General features: G+C 40.0%; 16 protein-coding genes and 1 pseudogene. 4 read left to right on the top strand and 13 right to left on the bottom strand.

Annotated features, from left to right (window positions below; translation table 11 throughout):
• Positions 1-25 precede the first annotated feature (25 nt).
• Entirely contained in the window at positions 26-403 is a 378-nt protein-coding gene (locus SULKU_RS13245) for a hypothetical protein (RefSeq protein ID WP_013449891.1), read from the top strand.
• 7 nt (positions 404-410) lie between these two features.
• On the opposite strand, the gene SULKU_RS13250 is transcribed toward SULKU_RS13245, so the two are convergent.
• The 8 genes from SULKU_RS13250 to SULKU_RS13285 form a co-directional block, all read right to left on the bottom strand.
• The gene (locus SULKU_RS13250; RefSeq protein WP_013449892.1) at positions 411-1,313 is read right to left on the bottom strand and encodes a hypothetical protein; all 903 of its coding nucleotides are present in this window, start codon (positions 1,311-1,313) and stop codon (positions 411-413) included.
• On the bottom strand, positions 1,310-1,876 hold the full coding sequence (locus SULKU_RS13255) for a hypothetical protein (protein ID WP_013449893.1): 567 nt from the start codon (positions 1,874-1,876) through the stop codon (positions 1,310-1,312). The genes SULKU_RS13250 and SULKU_RS13255 overlap by 4 nt, the downstream gene beginning before the upstream one ends.
• On the bottom strand, positions 1,854-2,369 hold the full coding sequence (locus tag SULKU_RS13260; protein ID WP_013449894.1) for a MotA/TolQ/ExbB proton channel family protein: 516 nt from the start codon (positions 2,367-2,369) through the stop codon (positions 1,854-1,856). The genes SULKU_RS13255 and SULKU_RS13260 overlap by 23 nt, the downstream gene beginning before the upstream one ends.
• A gap of 78 nt (positions 2,370-2,447) precedes the next feature.
• Positions 2,448-3,383, bottom strand: a complete 936-nt coding sequence (locus tag SULKU_RS13265; protein WP_013449895.1) for a hypothetical protein — start codon at positions 3,381-3,383, stop codon at positions 2,448-2,450.
• 16 nt (positions 3,384-3,399) lie between these two features.
• A complete protein-coding gene (locus tag SULKU_RS13270) occupies positions 3,400-3,984 on the bottom strand; it encodes a hypothetical protein (protein WP_013449896.1) in 585 nt (194 codons plus the stop codon).
• On the bottom strand, positions 3,981-5,114 hold the full coding sequence (locus tag SULKU_RS13275; protein ID WP_013449897.1) for a hypothetical protein: 1,134 nt from the start codon (positions 5,112-5,114) through the stop codon (positions 3,981-3,983). The genes SULKU_RS13270 and SULKU_RS13275 overlap by 4 nt, the downstream gene beginning before the upstream one ends.
• Before the next feature lie 983 nt (positions 5,115-6,097).
• Positions 6,098-6,376: a hypothetical protein gene (locus SULKU_RS13280; RefSeq protein WP_013449899.1), complete on the bottom strand. Its 279-nt coding sequence runs from the start codon at positions 6,374-6,376 to the stop codon at positions 6,098-6,100.
• An 11-nt stretch (positions 6,377-6,387) separates the two neighbouring features.
• Positions 6,388-6,969 carry a ParA family protein gene (locus SULKU_RS13285; RefSeq protein ID WP_013449900.1) on the bottom strand — a complete coding sequence of 194 codons (582 nt, stop codon included), beginning with the start codon at positions 6,967-6,969 and terminating at the stop codon, positions 6,388-6,390.
• A 133-nt stretch (positions 6,970-7,102) separates the two neighbouring features.
• Here SULKU_RS13285 and SULKU_RS13290 point away from each other — a divergent pair, with 133 nt between their 5' ends.
• Positions 7,103-7,330 (top strand): hypothetical protein, encoded by a 228-nt coding sequence (locus SULKU_RS13290; RefSeq protein WP_013449901.1) that lies wholly within the window; start codon positions 7,103-7,105, stop codon positions 7,328-7,330.
• A gap of 119 nt (positions 7,331-7,449) precedes the next feature.
• Here SULKU_RS13290 and SULKU_RS13295 read toward each other — a convergent pair whose 3' ends face one another.
• The 4 genes from SULKU_RS13295 to SULKU_RS13310 form a co-directional block, all read right to left on the bottom strand.
• Complete coding sequence (locus SULKU_RS13295) at positions 7,450-7,770, bottom strand: GNAT family N-acetyltransferase (protein WP_049767021.1); 321 nt, start codon at positions 7,768-7,770, stop codon at positions 7,450-7,452.
• Between the two features lie 81 nt (positions 7,771-7,851).
• The gene (locus SULKU_RS13300) at positions 7,852-8,262 is read right to left on the bottom strand and encodes a hypothetical protein (RefSeq protein ID WP_041667224.1); all 411 of its coding nucleotides are present in this window, start codon (positions 8,260-8,262) and stop codon (positions 7,852-7,854) included.
• A 23-nt stretch (positions 8,263-8,285) separates the two neighbouring features.
• A complete protein-coding gene (locus SULKU_RS13305) occupies positions 8,286-8,507 on the bottom strand; it encodes a helix-turn-helix domain-containing protein (RefSeq protein WP_013449903.1) in 222 nt (73 codons plus the stop codon).
• A complete protein-coding gene (locus SULKU_RS13310; protein ID WP_013449904.1) occupies positions 8,500-9,069 on the bottom strand; it encodes an ORF6N domain-containing protein in 570 nt (189 codons plus the stop codon). Before SULKU_RS13310 ends, SULKU_RS13305 begins: the two co-directional genes overlap by 8 nt.
• Before the next feature lie 88 nt (positions 9,070-9,157).
• Here SULKU_RS13310 and SULKU_RS13315 point away from each other — a divergent pair.
• A pseudogene (locus SULKU_RS13315) lies at positions 9,158-12,126 on the top strand (Tn3 family transposase).
• 44 nt (positions 12,127-12,170) lie between these two features.
• Positions 12,171-12,659 carry a MarR family winged helix-turn-helix transcriptional regulator gene (locus SULKU_RS13320; RefSeq protein ID WP_013449905.1) on the top strand — a complete coding sequence of 163 codons (489 nt, stop codon included), beginning with the start codon at positions 12,171-12,173 and terminating at the stop codon, positions 12,657-12,659.
• A 99-nt stretch (positions 12,660-12,758) separates the two neighbouring features.
• Here SULKU_RS13320 and SULKU_RS15360 read toward each other — a convergent pair whose 3' ends face one another.
• Positions 12,759-14,492: an efflux RND transporter permease subunit gene (locus tag SULKU_RS15360; protein ID WP_013449906.1), complete on the bottom strand. Its 1,734-nt coding sequence runs from the start codon at positions 14,490-14,492 to the stop codon at positions 12,759-12,761.

Here is a 14,492-nt window from a genome sequence, read left to right on the forward strand (position 1 = left end):
ATCATTATCAGTTAAAGGTTTGAACATGTCGATGAAAAAAGTAATGAGTTATCTACTTTGTATTGCAATTACATCATCAAGCGTCCTTGCAAATCAAGATGCAGATACATGTAAATCACTAAAAGGTGATTGGGTATGGAATGGAACGTTAAATCAATGGCAATGCGAAGATCTTTCAGACGCGGATAAAGATACATATGCGAAATATATAATTGAAAAAGGCACATCCGAAGGTAATATCACAGCTGTACATGCACAACCGCATAATAATGAAACAAGCGGTATATCGGCGAAAGATGTTTTGGTCGCTGCGGCAACCCCAGTTGTTATAGCCGGTGCGATTGTCGCAGCTGTAGTAGTATCGCCTATTTGGATCATCAAAAAAATTACAGGGAATGACTAATTTTAAATCACTTCGGCAAAAATGGTGCGACGTTAAGCTGTTGCTTCTGTGAGCGACTCATGCCGGAAGATCCTGTCTGAGTCAGGGAAGCATCTCGTGAAGATGACTGCGAAGATTCGCGTGCAACTTCACGACCATCGGTGTCGGTTTCGGAAAGCGAAACACGGAATGACGAAGCAACTCCATATAAAGCACCTGCACCGGCAATTGCGGTTCCCGCATTCTTTACAGAATTATCAACAAATGAAAAAGTGAGTGTGCCACATTGCACCGAATCTCTACCCATGTTTGGCACAAAACGACACGGTTGTTTTAATGATTCGTGTGCCTGCACCAACTGCATTCGAATTGACGGATCGGTGATATCATCCACCTGTGAGAACTCGGCCAAAGAGGCTTTGGCGATTTGACGTGCGCTGAACGCGTGGGTCCCCAATTTACCTTGAAGATTTAAACTGGCTTGTGCCATTCGAGCAGATTCATTGACGATGCAAGCGATATATTTTTTCAGATCGCCTTCGCGAGCTCCGGCGATCTGTGAGACACGCATCGCGTTAGCCGATGCATTATCGATGTATGCTTTTCTGTTCAGATCAATGATCCCTTCGTCGTTATCAATGACAGCCGTCAAACCAAAATCAGCAGCAACGGCAATCGATTGAACACATTGATTTGCTTTGAGCTTATAAATCGGCATTGGATCAAATACAATATCGGCTGCGTAACTTTTTGAATCGGCGTTGGTGTCAAAATTGCGGTTGCTTGTTTTTTTCTCACTCCCCTTTTTGACACTCATCGATTTGTCTTTTTTTATCGACTGATCTCTTGACGTATCATACGATATATCCAGTGCGAAAGCTGCGTTCGCCATAATAGCGAACGCAGCTCCTATTGCAATTCGTCTTTTCATTTTTTATCTCCATAACCAATTTGTTTGACATACTCTTTGAAGCGATCAGCAGCCTCTAATCCTCTGCCTCGCCACTGAATATTAATATCAGGCGAGATAGTTCGTACGAGGGAATAAACAAAATCCTCGCTGACCACTACACCGTTTACTGTAATTCTTCCTTCCGTCCCAAAAATAATGTTTGCACCACTACCCCCTCCGCGATCGAACGATTCGCTTCTTTTTTTCGACTCGACCAAAGCTGCTTCAAGTTCGCGAACTCGACCTTGAAGATCATTAATTCTCTGAGTGTCTTCTACTTCAACGGTCTTGGTCACAACTTTTGTTTCAACCTTTGAAGCAGTTGGTGTAGCAATTATTTTTTCTACAACCTTTGGCTTTGAAGTATTTTTGAGAAGAACAATTTGACCTTTCAATGCCTCAATTGTCGCATTGAGCTTTTGGATCTCATCTTTACCGGGACCGTCAAAACGAGCGGCCACAACTAAAATGACAAACAGAACAAGCAGAACATCGACAAATGGTGCAATATTAATAGGATTAGATCTGATCTTCGGAGCCATCAAGCACCTCTTCATTTTCGACTAATTTATCTTTGCAGATCAGCCCCACTTTCGTTTGAGCAGCATGACCGTGTACTACATCCCATTTCATCCGAACTACATCAATTTCGTTTTGTAGCGCGTTAAAAAAGAAAGTTCCGATGATCGCAACGACTAGCGAGGCGGCTGTTGAGATAAGTGGCAGCGATAGCGCAGCAATAAGCCCGGATTGATTCGCCGAACCGATCTGAGAAAGAGTGACCATCACCCCAAGCACTGTGCCAAGCAAACCAATATACACTGCGTTTGAACTAATTGAATAGATCAGCGTCATTTTTCGATTGAGCTCGATTTCCAGTTCAGTCTTATTGCCAAACTTCATGAGCTGACCGACGATGAATCTGAAATTCGAAAATCTGTCGATCGAAAGATAAATGATTGCACCGAGTGACGCCAGAAGAATCGTCATTACGCCGTACTCAATGAGAGCTTTGATTTCGTTAGGATTTGCCATTTATTTTGTCCTTTTGAATTGTATGTCCGAATCGTTCTTTCGAACGAAAAACTTTTTTCTACATGTATATTCAAAAATTCAAAGAATCCCTTCCCTTTTTAACATTTCCAAAAATTTCTCTTTGCGTTTCATACCATCAAATGCACGATTTGTATGTTGAATATCGCGACCCAATCCCCCAAGCATGATATCCCTAATGATGACCGTTGTTTCCACTGCCTCCGCCGGAATCTTTACATATACAAACGCTGTCAACATGTCATTCGCACCGAGCTTATCCATGTTATCTCCGCAATTGTCAAACATGAGACCAGACTGTGGTCGCAACGCGATTGTAGAAGTACTATTCTCTATAAAATGAAAACCATCGGACGCTGCATATGCCCTCAAAAATGCATTGCGGCGAATAACCTCTGCTTTGATTTGTACGTCAGTCATTTTTTTATCGATCAGGTCAACTCCGCTGAGGAATAGGTATGTATCAACATATGAATTGCGAATCCCTTCTTCCCTGCGTTCACGTTCATAACTTGTAAAAAAGAAATGTCCGTACTCTCTATTTTTGGATAACAAAATCTTGTTGATATAAGCAAGAGCTTTTGCCCTCGCCTCTTTTTCTTTGAGTGATTTTTGATATCCTTTTATTTTATTTTTCATGATACCGACGATCATTTGATCTACCTGTTCTAGCGGCATTGGCGCAGTCTGAAGTTGTTGTTGGAATAGTACATTGGCTACGCCTTTAGTACGATGCAGTTCTGTCACATAAACGTAGCTATACAAATCAAATACCATCCGCTGCCAATCCTTAGACACGGGCCATTTACCCGGTTGCAGCTGATCAAGTGGTATCTCTTGACATAAATCTTGATCCTTCATTGAGGAATGATTATATTGTGCATTTGGATTTTTTTGAGCAATAATCGAATCAATCAAATTATTGAGTTGAGTATCTGCCATCAAACCGGTAGAAAGGATTGCCGCTGCGATTGTTGTTGAGATAATCTTTTTCATGTGCGTCCTTTTTTTGTCAAATTGGCGGCATACGGCTGTAGGGAATTGTGCCTATCGGTGCATCATATTCGCTTGCTTTTTTAACAACGTGAGGATTACCATTTTTCATGTAAATAGCCGATCTACCTAAAAACTGTGGCAGAACACTGGCCTCAGCCGCTTCATCTATCATCAATACCACGTTTTCCGCACCATCTCTTCCTCTACAGCGCCCTGCAAATTGAGAAACAATCTGAGCCCTTGATCCAAGTGGAGCAAGGAGATAGTTTATATCTTGATCGGCTGTCGCAGATGAACCTATCTTTTTCGCAAGGCTAATAACAAACGATGTCCAGTTGACATTCATTGAACTTGTTCCGGCTTCAGTTCCAACGTTGACAGGAATTGATTGAAGCATCCCATACACAGACTCCAATCGCTGAATATTTGGTTTCAGAGTACCATTAAAAAACATTGCGGCAGTCAATGCAGACCCTCCGGCATTCGCTGCCAACGAAGTGTCAGACGAAACAAACGATGTCATGACAGTTCCACATCCTCCGGCATAAGCCGAAGAAGCAAGACCAAGACTGATTGCCAAAACAGCTATTCCGCGCATCATCGGACAATCTGCTTAAAGAAGTTTTTAACATTCTGTACCATACCCCGCTCATAATCACGGAATGTGTCTGGCGCATATTGTTTTAGTGTGGACAACAGACATTTATCGTCATCTGGAAATAGAATTGCCGGACGATTTATTTCATTAGGATATTGCTGTTTAAATTTGCGGTATGGCGAATCAAACTGTGCTACATCTTTGACATCTCCAGATGGGATCAATTTTGCTTTTTGAAATTCAGCGACTTTTTTGAGGTATTCGAAGCCGTCCGGAATAATTCTTCCATCATATTTAACATATGTAACATCCTCTCGCACGAGGGGATCCATAGTTGTGATCCCACCCATTTTTTGAACCAACGTCGCTTTTAAAAGGTATGGCTTCTGCGCATCGAGTACACCATAACATTCTCCGAGTGGATGATCTGTCCCAGATGTATTTGTGTGAGACTTATTGAACGCCACAACCGCATCTTCAATCTCTGCATCTGACATCTTTGCAAGAGATTCAAGACGGTCGATAATCTTCATCTCAACATTAAATTTCCGAGCCGCTTGAAAAATAGTAAGGAGCTCGGATGAGAAACTATCCATCTGCACGCCAACAATTGGAATATTGACCGATTCCTTTGCTACTGCCCCCATATTCTCTCTGGACTGATACTCAGCCGCGGATATGTCACCGTATCGAACCGGTAAACTAAGTTTGTCCTTTCCGCCCGCCCAAATTTTCCCTTTTGCAGCATCAATCGCATTTTTGCGCAATAACGTAGAATACGTGTTCAATGTAGCGCCTGAAGCGTTTAAATCTGCCTCAACAATCGGTATCACCATATAGTCAATTGAGTTTGATATCCGTGTGTAGAATATCTTTGCTTTTCCCGGCTGAACCATTCGACGATGGAATCCCTGTATTGCCTTGAAAATTCGATCTGTAAGTACATGTCGTTGTTCCTTGTCTGTATCCATCTCACGATCGAATGCATCTGCAATCCCCATCATAAAAGTCTTATTTTCATATGTTTGCATATATACGTTCTCTGGAACCCGCCAAACCGAGTTTTCAAGTTCATACCCATAAGTATTAAATGAGAGCGCGACTAGAGCGGCCATTACTATTGTTTTTTTCATGTGTATTGTCCTAAAAAGAATAAATAAGAAGATTGACAATGTGGCGAACCATATATTCAGGACTTGTTGTCATCGTCTCAATAAATGATTTGACTGAATCTATTGATAAACCATTCGTATTGATTAAATAACCAATCATTGCCATCATAATAATGCTTCTATACATTGCTTTCTCTCCTTATCTGTATTTTCTGAATCGCTCTATCGAGCGAAAAACTTTTTTCCTACATATATTCAAAATTTCATTCATCGCCGTCGTCGCAAAAGTCGTATCCGCTATCGCTACTCCAACACTCATTTGAAAAGTCATCATTGTCATAATCATGAAGACAATCATGTGGCCCACATCCGCCTGTCGGTGGTGTGTTCCCGGAACTGCTTGACCGGCCAAAAAATAGCCAGCTAAAAAACATTATTGAAAGGATTATTTCCCAGTTCATTTATTTACCCGAAGATTACGTCTGCTGATCCCATCGCTGCCTCCTTTAAGATTTGTATTGACTTTGAAAAAAAACTTTCTCTTGAGGATTCTCGCCTGATTCCCCTTCCCAAAACCTCTTTGTAGCTTTTGAGAAGAAGGATCTGCACCCTTTAAAGTCTTTCTCCCGAGTCATCCTGCGCCTTGACTGTGCTATGTCATCACCCTATTAGAGAAGTGTGTCAAGGGTTGAGACGCGAAGAGTCGAAAAGGGGAATACCGGAGCCATAGCGAGGATAAGAGCCCCGTCCCTTGATACGCGAGCGGGGTGTGGCATAGTGTTAAGGAGAGAGCAGGTTTGACACGGGTTAAGACTTTAAAGTTTCAGAGGGATCTATCTTCTCAAAAAATAGCGGAAAAGAGGTTTTGGGAAATGATTAAATGATTTTAAATGCGGACTCGTAGAGGATCGCCCCCTGCTCTGTTACGACCATAGGAGCGAACAGAGCCACGTGCCCGGAGGGGACGCTAGTAGGTATTTTTACTCTTATTAATGTTAAATAACTTATTTATCTTTTTTAACTCTTTCAAATTCGTCAACAAAAATCTTTTTAGCGTATGCCGTCACATCTTTGCAGCCGTTAGAGAAAGCAATCGGTGTCAGAGTGTCGATCATCTCTTGTGAGATATAGAACTGGCAGCGCTTGTCTTGCTTTTTGTATTCATCAACAACGGGGCGACCGAATGTACCGGGTCCAGTTTTTTCGGCCGTTTTTGCAACTTCCTCAAAATGATTAACCTGTGCAGCTTCATCTGACTTCTTAAAGCCCTTAAATTTACCCATGATTCATTTCCTCACTTATATGACTTAATTAACTCTATTAACTTATTAAAGTCATCGTTAATCTTACGATAATTAAAGCCATTTAATCCACCCTCTGCTTGCATTGCTGAGATCGTCTTGTGATCAATAAAGATATTCTGCAATGCCGTTGACGTGCGAAGAGGACTAATTGGTAATTTGTCAAATCCAAATTCTTGCAATGTCTCAAGCATGACTGCATAATCCTTATCATCTTCTTTGATCTTATTAGGCACTAGGATTATATTATCGTTTAGGGCAACAACACTATTGATCGCTTCAATAGTTACTTCGACATTTGCCTGTTCTACAATAAACGGAATAATGACAACTTTTGAACGTTTTAGAACTGTAGCCATATGAGGTGTAATCCCACCTCCAAAATCATAAATTACATCATCAAACTCATCGGTAATTTGTCCGGTTGCAATCAGTAGATGATCTTCATCCAAATGATTTTTAAGCACTGTATAGCTTTCATTCGCCACGACACCATAATCAAGTGTGTACGCGAGATTTAAAGCGATAGTAGTTTTACCCTGCCCGCCTTTGAAATTCATAATTGAGATTTCCATATCTGCCCCTAAGCATTAATAAGTTAGATATGTTATTATAGTTAAATAAGTTATTTAAGTCAATAAAATCAAATAACTTATTTTAGTTAAATCCTCATTTTGAATGAGGTAAAATAAACTGCAAGGAGTTCCCATGTTTGACATCTTCAATAAATGGTTTGGAATCGCTGGAGTTGATTGCGCCGACACAGTGAAGCGCGAAATATATTGTTCCAGTGCCACGGAGTCTTCAACGAGTATGTTTTCGAACGATCCGGTAGGATGCGGGATTGATCTCAACGGAAATGGAATTTGTGATTTTTTGGAAAGTGATTCGTTTTCCTCTTCGGATAGCTTCAGCACGTTTGATAGTGGTGGATGAAATACGAGGCAAATATTGTGAGAGCGAAGTGAGATAATGGATTGTGTGGTGCGTCAAGCAGGACTTGAGCCTGCAACAATGCCGTTATGAGCGGCGGGCTCTAACCATTGAACTAATGTTTATTTCGCATCAGCGATAGTAGCAACACTAATAAACATCGGGAGAATATTTGTTACTGCGTCAGGTTCTTGAATCCCCACAAATCCCCTATTCCGATAAAAATCATGCTTACCATCCTCGGCATCCAAATAAAGACCCGCAATACCTGTTTCAGCTGCAAGTCTATGAGTCAATTCAAGACTATGCTTTAAAAGCTTGCTTCCTAGCCCCTCTCCGGCGTAAGCAGCATCCACGCCAAGCATTACTAATCTCAAAACTGGTATCTGGGGTCGTTTCAGGAAACGGAATATATAGCACGTTAAGAGAATTTTACCACTCATAAATCATTTTCTACAGAATTCGGAAAAAATAGCACGCTAAGAAGATTTACAATAACTCTATCGAAGCATTTTGCAATAACTCTATCGAAGCATTTTGCAATAATATTGCTGCTTAGGATCCTCTCTGTTGCCAATCCAGAACTCCATCCCTTTTAGGTAAAGCACTATATTGTTAAAGGCTATCATCCCATCTATTTCAGCTACCATTTTATTTTTCAAATCTACAATGGTTCCGCTTGGGAGATCTATTTTAAACACGGTTTGTTTGAATATCAGCGAATCATCCTGTTCTTTTGTGATGTGTAGACATTCAATAAAACTTTCATTCCCTTGATTTTCCTTCATCCAATTCAAATAACGATCAAATAGTACGGCATTCATATGCAAAAGTACCTGTTCGTCAATATCCCATACTTTTACGATGCTGATTTTGATATTGATTAGATCATCACCGTACTCGTATATATTGATATCTGCACATGAATCGTTCATATGTGTATTATCTGTCATAATAATTATTCAATTGTTATTTTTAATTGTCTGCCAAGAGCAGATACAGCTTTCTCAAGCGTTATCAAGGTCACAGATGTGTTATCTAAATCCAGTAGCCGATTGATTACCATACGACTAGTTCCCATCCGTTTGGCCAACTCGGTTCTGGTCATGTTTTGTTCTTTAATTGCCATCTCTAGTTGTTCGGCAATGACCTGCTTGCAAGGGCTAGAAGAATCATGCATCTTTCTTGCCTCGTAAAAATCCGATTGATTCGACTTCTTTGGCAGTTCCGATATCAGATACCACTTCTTGTAGTTCATCGAATGACTCTTCAATCATAATGATCGCATCCGCAACGGCTGAGAGGCGTTCTTTGCTCCATTGTTTATGATCTTGTAAATCTTGTCTAAGTGCATGAATTTCTTTGGCTAAATCAGCATGCTCAAGAGCATAACGACGTATACGTGCAAAGGTACGCATGATCGAGATGGTCACTTCCGCTGCACGTTGGCTTTTGAGAACAGTCGCGAGCATATAGACACCTTGCTCACTGAAGGCTTTAGGGGCTTGTCGTCGCCCTCCCCAACTTGAGGTCACATTTTGTGATCTCAAGATTGCAAATTCTTCTTCACTTAATTGGAAGAAAAAATCATCTGGAAATCGATCACTGTTTCTTGAGACAGCCTGATTAATCTGACGGGTTTCAACCCCATAGAGTTCAGCTAGATCTGAATCGAGCATTACTTCGCTATTGCGGATGGCGTGTATTTTATCTTTGATGGGTGCAGAGGGTAAAACTTCCAAAAAATCTCCAAATAGTATAATAATACTATTGTATCTTTTTAGATACGATATGTAAATCTATTTTTACATTTTTATAGAAGGAATTGATATGCCGCGTCGATCGATCTTATCCGCTTCCGAAAAAGAGAGCCTAATCGCCATTCTTGCATCTGAAGAAGAATTGATCCGGCATTACACCCTGAGCGAAACTGATCTATCCATTATTCGTCAGCATAGAGGTGCGGCCAATCGGCTTGGCTTCGCTGTACAGCTTTGTTATCTTCGCTATCCCGGAATTCTATTAGGCCCTAAGGAGGCTCCAAACAATGCGGTTGTAGAGATCGTGTCCCAACAGCTGAAAGTATCTGCTGGTCTATGGGATCAATTTGGAATAAGGGAGCAGACAAGGCGTGAATACCTGCTGGAGCTGCAAAATATTTTTGGATATGAGCTCTTCACAATGAGCCATTATCAATCGGAAGTTCAAGCACTAGGCACTATTGCGCTTCAAACTGACAAAGGGATTGTGCTAGCAACAGAGTTAGTAGAACATTTACGCCGTAAGTTAATAATCCTACCCTCAATCAACGTGATCGAAAGAATGTGTGCGGAAGCACTTACTGTTGCAACCAGACACATTTATTCCACACTCTGCGATCCGTTGAGTAAACAGCAGTATCAACAATTAGACGCATTACTTTTACGAAAGCCCGAAGGAAAAATGACATGGCTTGGCTGGCTACGTCTTTCCCCTGCAAAACAAGACTCCAAATATATGCTTGAACATATTGAACGTCTAAAAATGCTTCAAGAGATCAAATTAGTTGCAGGGATAGAGCGAACCCTTCATCAAAACCGTTTATTGAAAATGGCACGAGAAGGTTCTCAGATGACTCCGGCAGACCTTTCGCGGCTTGAAACAAGCCGAAAATACGCTACTTTAGTGACTATTGTCATCGAGTTAACAGCAACTATAACCGATGAAATCATCGATCTTCATGACAAAATAATCGGTATTCTCTTTAACAATGCCAAAAATAAACATCAAAATCAGTTTCAATCTTCCAGTAAAGCAATAAACGATAAAGTTCGTCTCTACACAAAAATCGGGCAGGCACTCCTTGATGCGAAGCAAAGCGGGAAGGACCCTTATGCAGCAATTGAAAAATAATCTCGTGGGATGAGTTTGCAAGTAGCATCGATGAAGCCAACAAACTGGCGATGAATGAAGATTTTGATTTTTTGCCTCGTATCGGTGAAAATTATCCGACTCTGCGACGCTATGTTCCCCAATTTTTAAATATTCTTCAACTGCGTGCTGCACCCGCTGCCGTTGATCTTCTTAGTGGCATTGATATCATTCGAAAACTCTATGCCGACAATAGCCGCAAACTCCCTGCCGAAGTCCCCACTACATTTATCAAGCGTCGATGGGGGAAGCTCGTTTTTACAAAAGAAGGTGTTCATCGTATTTACTATGAAATATGTGTTCTGTCTGAACTTAAAAATGCTTTACGTTCAGGAGACATTTGGGTACAGGGATCTCGGCAATATAAAGATTTCGATGAGTATTTGATCCCCTCTGAAACGTTTGAACGTTCCATGAAGGAAGGGACTCTTGCTTTAAAATACGATACCAACTGTGAAATCTATCTTGAAGATCGACTCTCAACGCTTAATGCACGATTTTTAACTGTGAATGAGATGGCAAAAAACAACACACTGCCTGATGCAATCATCGGTCAATCGGGGTTGAAAATAACACCACTGGAAACTATTGTACCTGAGAATGCACAGACATTGATTAATCGTACATCGGCGATGCTGCCGCATATCAAAATAACCGAACTACTGCTGGAGGTAGAAGAGTGGACAGGATTCTCAAACCATTTTACCCATCTCAAAACTGCCGAAAAGGTCAAAGACAAGCTGATGCTATTGAGTGCCATCTTAGCAGATGCCATAAACCTTGGTTTGGTAAAAATGGCTGAATCATCACAGGGAAATACCTACGCAAAACTCTCATGGCTGCAAGCTTGGCATATTCGTGATGAAACCTATTCCAGAGCTTTGGCGGAACTGGTTAACTCACAGTTGAAACAGCCTTTTGCTGCTCATTGGGGCGATGGAACAACCTCTTCATCAGACGGACAACGATTTCGCGCCGGAAGCAAAGCACAAAGCACTGGACATATCAACCCAAAATATGGGAGCGAACCGGGGCGTCTTTTCTATACCCACATATCCGATCAATATTCACCTTTCAGTTCTAAACTCGTAAATGTCGGCATACGAGATTCAACCTACGTGCTTGACGGACTGTTATATCACGAATCTGATCTTCAAATCGAAGAACACTACACCGATACTGCGGGATTTACCGACCATGTATTTGCCATGATGCATCTACTTGGATTTCGATTTGCACCAAGAATCAGAGATTTGGCGGATACTAAAATTTATATCCCGTATGCTTCCATTGACTATGATTCTCTTAAGCTACTGATTGGCGGAACCATCGGAATTAAAAATATTCAAACACATTGGAATGAAATTCTCCGATTAAGTGCATCCATCAAACAAGGAACGGTTACAGCTTCACTGATGCTTCGCAAGCTTGCGAGCTATCCTAGACAAAACGGGTTAGCACTCGCCTTAAGAGAATTAGGACGAATCGAGCGATCTCTCTTTATTCTCGATTGGCTCCAAAGTGTTGAACTGCGCCGCCGAGTAAATGCCGGATTAAATAAGGGTGAAGCCCGAAATGCATTGGCTCGTGCCGTCTTTTTTAATCGTTTAGGTGAAATCCGTGATCGAAATTATGAGCAGCAACGGTTTCGTGCCAGCGGTTTGACATTAGTGACTGCCGCGATTGTTCTATGGAATACGGTTTATTTGGAAAGGGCAATTGCTTCTATGCGTACAAGAGATGACATCGTCGTAGATGATGAATTGTTAAAATATTTGTCGCCACTAGGCTGGGAACATATCAATTTAACAGGCGATTACGTCTGGAAAAAGAGTTCGAAGATCAAAGATGGCAAATTTAGGCCTTTAAGGGCGGTAAAATTCTCTTAACGTGCTATATATTCCGTTTCCTGAAGCGACCCCATCCTTTCCAAATGAATAGGACTCATCTTGATAACATTTTGAATAATGCAACAAATTTTTCTAACAATAGTGACGCATGGAAAATAATATTGCCTATGATTTTAATTGATAAGTTTATTTTGGATAAAACAGATATATCACTTTATAATTTTGGATTGCTTCGTTCTGATAGTGATGTTTTAGTAACATTATTTTTTAATAACAAAGTTCTTTCTCCAACCGAGTTATACGAGGCAATGTTGTTTTCTTCTGGAGGGATGACCAAGGTACTTAAAAGACTTGAAGAAAAAGGACTTATTTCCCGTATTCCTTCGTCAATAGACAAAAGAAGTTTGTTGGTACAGCTTGAAGAGAAAGGGGAAGTTTTAATCAAACAAGCTCTTTTGTCCATTGCAGAATATCAATCACAATTTCTAAGTATTCTAGAGGATACAGAAAAAGTAGTAATTGAAAATGCCTTTAAAAAATTAGCGTACGCATTATTAATAGATGATAACTAGCAATTCCTTACAATTTACAGAAACGTTATTATAGATAAAGATTCAAAGAACTGCAGAGTGCGAGCAGTATGATGTATCTAAATTCAAAAAATAAAATTATTATGTACTTTGGAGACTATCATCATGATTTTTTTCATAGCAATCGGCATAATCTGGATACATTTTTTTTAGGGGGCGAAAAATTAGAATCGGCACCACAAAAAGGGAAACCATATAAGCTATTAGGGTGCCGCCTATGAGTGCAGCTCCCAAACCACTAAATACAGGATCTAATACCAGTAGTGAACTTGCGAATACAATAGCAAGGACTGTGAGTAAAATAGGTTTGGCTCTTGTTTGAATCGAAACGGCTATCGCTTTATCTACACTAAAATGTTTTTCTTCAATTAGTTGTTTCGCAAAATCTATTATCAATAGAGAATTTCTAGAGTTTATTCCTATCAGACCGATAAATCCTATTAAAGAAGTACCAGTTATAAAAAATGTGGTAGGTGAAAATATATCAATAATAAAATGCATATAAATAACACCTGCGATAGAAATAAAACTAGCAAGAATAATCCCTGTTGCAAGTGAAAAACTATGGTAATAAATCACCATCAAGAGAAAAATCATGATGATCGAAACTAAAAGAGCAAAACCCAAATCTCTAAACGTTTCAAAAGTAAGTTTTTGTTCTCCGTCCCAGTGTAGAAAAAACTCTTCTCCAGTCTTTTTATTGGTTAGTTTTAGGTCCAAAAATTTTGTTTTTTCTATCGAATATTTATTCCCTAACTTTTCAATAATAGCTTTTCGTGCATCCAGTAATGGGTATATTTGACTTTCCATATCTGCTTCCGCAATGATGCTAATAAGAGGAGTTAAATTTTTAGATACTATTTTTTTCGTGTTTGTTGTATCTTTGATATCTACTAATTCACTCATGGGTACCATCATGCCTTGCGAATTCAATAGTTTTAATTCATTTAATTTGAATAGCAGTGTCTCGCTCCTGTTGTCTGAGAGTTTTTTTGTTTCATTGCTGAGTACTAGATGAATCGGAATTTGATTATTCGCGTACGGATCGTTTACATAAGCGATGTCCATTCCTTCAAAGGCAGCATAGAGCACATTTTTGACATGATCCATGCTCAGCCCTGCTCTGAAAATTTTTTCCTCATTTAAGATAACGTCATATTTTTTATATGTCTGGTCTCTTTCAATATCTATATCAACGAGCGTTTTTGTATTTTTAAATATTGCGTAGATTTCATCGGCCAAAGTATTCAAATTATTTTGATAATAGTTTGGGCTGGTGATTTCTGCGACTAGTGAAGCGAGCACTGGAGGACCTGCGGGGTCTTCGATAAACTTGATATTTGCTCCCTCGGCACTGCAGGCTTTTTGAACGATGGGTCTTAATCGGCTTACAATGACGAGAGAGTTTTCGTCTCTTTCTTCTTTTTTGGTTAGGTTAACTAAAATATTCGCAGTATTTTCATTTGATTTTAAAACTCGCCATTTAATAATAGCCGAAAAGTCTACAGGCAGACTTTCACCCAAAAAAGTTGACATATTTTCTATCTCTTTTTCACTTGTCAGAGTGTTAGTAATACATTCCGTAACTTGCTTTGTTTCCTCAATCGATTTTCCAGATGGCAGATCTACATATATGGTGAAATAGTCGGCCGTAGGTTTTGGCAATAGTTTAGCCTTGACCAACATCGTTGGAAACATCAGTAAAGATATTCCCAAAATCAATAAGGTGGCTATAATAACCCCTACCTGTCTGCGCTTGTCTTGCAGAATTTTCAAAACGGTATTTTCAATAATTTTAGGTTTATGATGATGCAT

Origin of the sequence: Sulfuricurvum kujiense DSM 16994, from assembly GCF_000183725.1 — a bacterium.
Taxonomy (GTDB): Bacteria; Campylobacterota; Campylobacteria; order Campylobacterales; family Sulfurimonadaceae; genus Sulfuricurvum; species Sulfuricurvum kujiense.

Excerpts from the sequence above, each read along its gene's own strand:
- SULKU_RS13245 (WP_013449891.1), top strand. The coding sequence starts at position 26 with ATGTCGATGAAAAAAGTAATGAGTTATCTACTTTGTATTGCAATTACA.
- SULKU_RS13250 (WP_013449892.1), bottom strand. The coding sequence starts at position 1,313 with ATGAAAAGACGAATTGCAATAGGAGCTGCGTTCGCTATTATGGCGAAC.
- SULKU_RS13255 (WP_013449893.1), bottom strand. The coding sequence starts at position 1,876 with ATGGCTCCGAAGATCAGATCTAATCCTATTAATATTGCACCATTTGTC.
- SULKU_RS13260 (WP_013449894.1), bottom strand. The coding sequence starts at position 2,369 with ATGGCAAATCCTAACGAAATCAAAGCTCTCATTGAGTACGGCGTAATG.
- SULKU_RS13265 (WP_013449895.1), bottom strand. The coding sequence starts at position 3,383 with ATGAAAAAGATTATCTCAACAACAATCGCAGCGGCAATCCTTTCTACC.
- SULKU_RS13270 (WP_013449896.1), bottom strand. The coding sequence starts at position 3,984 with ATGATGCGCGGAATAGCTGTTTTGGCAATCAGTCTTGGTCTTGCTTCT.
- SULKU_RS13275 (WP_013449897.1), bottom strand. The coding sequence starts at position 5,114 with ATGAAAAAAACAATAGTAATGGCCGCTCTAGTCGCGCTCTCATTTAAT.
- SULKU_RS13280 (WP_013449899.1), bottom strand. The coding sequence starts at position 6,376 with ATGGGTAAATTTAAGGGCTTTAAGAAGTCAGATGAAGCTGCACAGGTT.
- SULKU_RS13285 (WP_013449900.1), bottom strand. The coding sequence starts at position 6,969 with ATGGAAATCTCAATTATGAATTTCAAAGGCGGGCAGGGTAAAACTACT.
- SULKU_RS13290 (WP_013449901.1), top strand. The coding sequence starts at position 7,103 with ATGTTTGACATCTTCAATAAATGGTTTGGAATCGCTGGAGTTGATTGC.
- SULKU_RS13295 (WP_049767021.1), bottom strand. The coding sequence starts at position 7,770 with ATGAGTGGTAAAATTCTCTTAACGTGCTATATATTCCGTTTCCTGAAA.
- SULKU_RS13300 (WP_041667224.1), bottom strand. The coding sequence starts at position 8,262 with ATGAACGATTCATGTGCAGATATCAATATATACGAGTACGGTGATGAT.
- SULKU_RS13305 (WP_013449903.1), bottom strand. The coding sequence starts at position 8,507 with ATGCATGATTCTTCTAGCCCTTGCAAGCAGGTCATTGCCGAACAACTA.
- SULKU_RS13320 (WP_013449905.1), top strand. The coding sequence starts at position 12,171 with ATGAATAGGACTCATCTTGATAACATTTTGAATAATGCAACAAATTTT.
- SULKU_RS15360 (WP_013449906.1), bottom strand. The coding sequence starts at position 14,492 with ATGCATCATCATAAACCTAAAATTATTGAAAATACCGTTTTGAAAATT.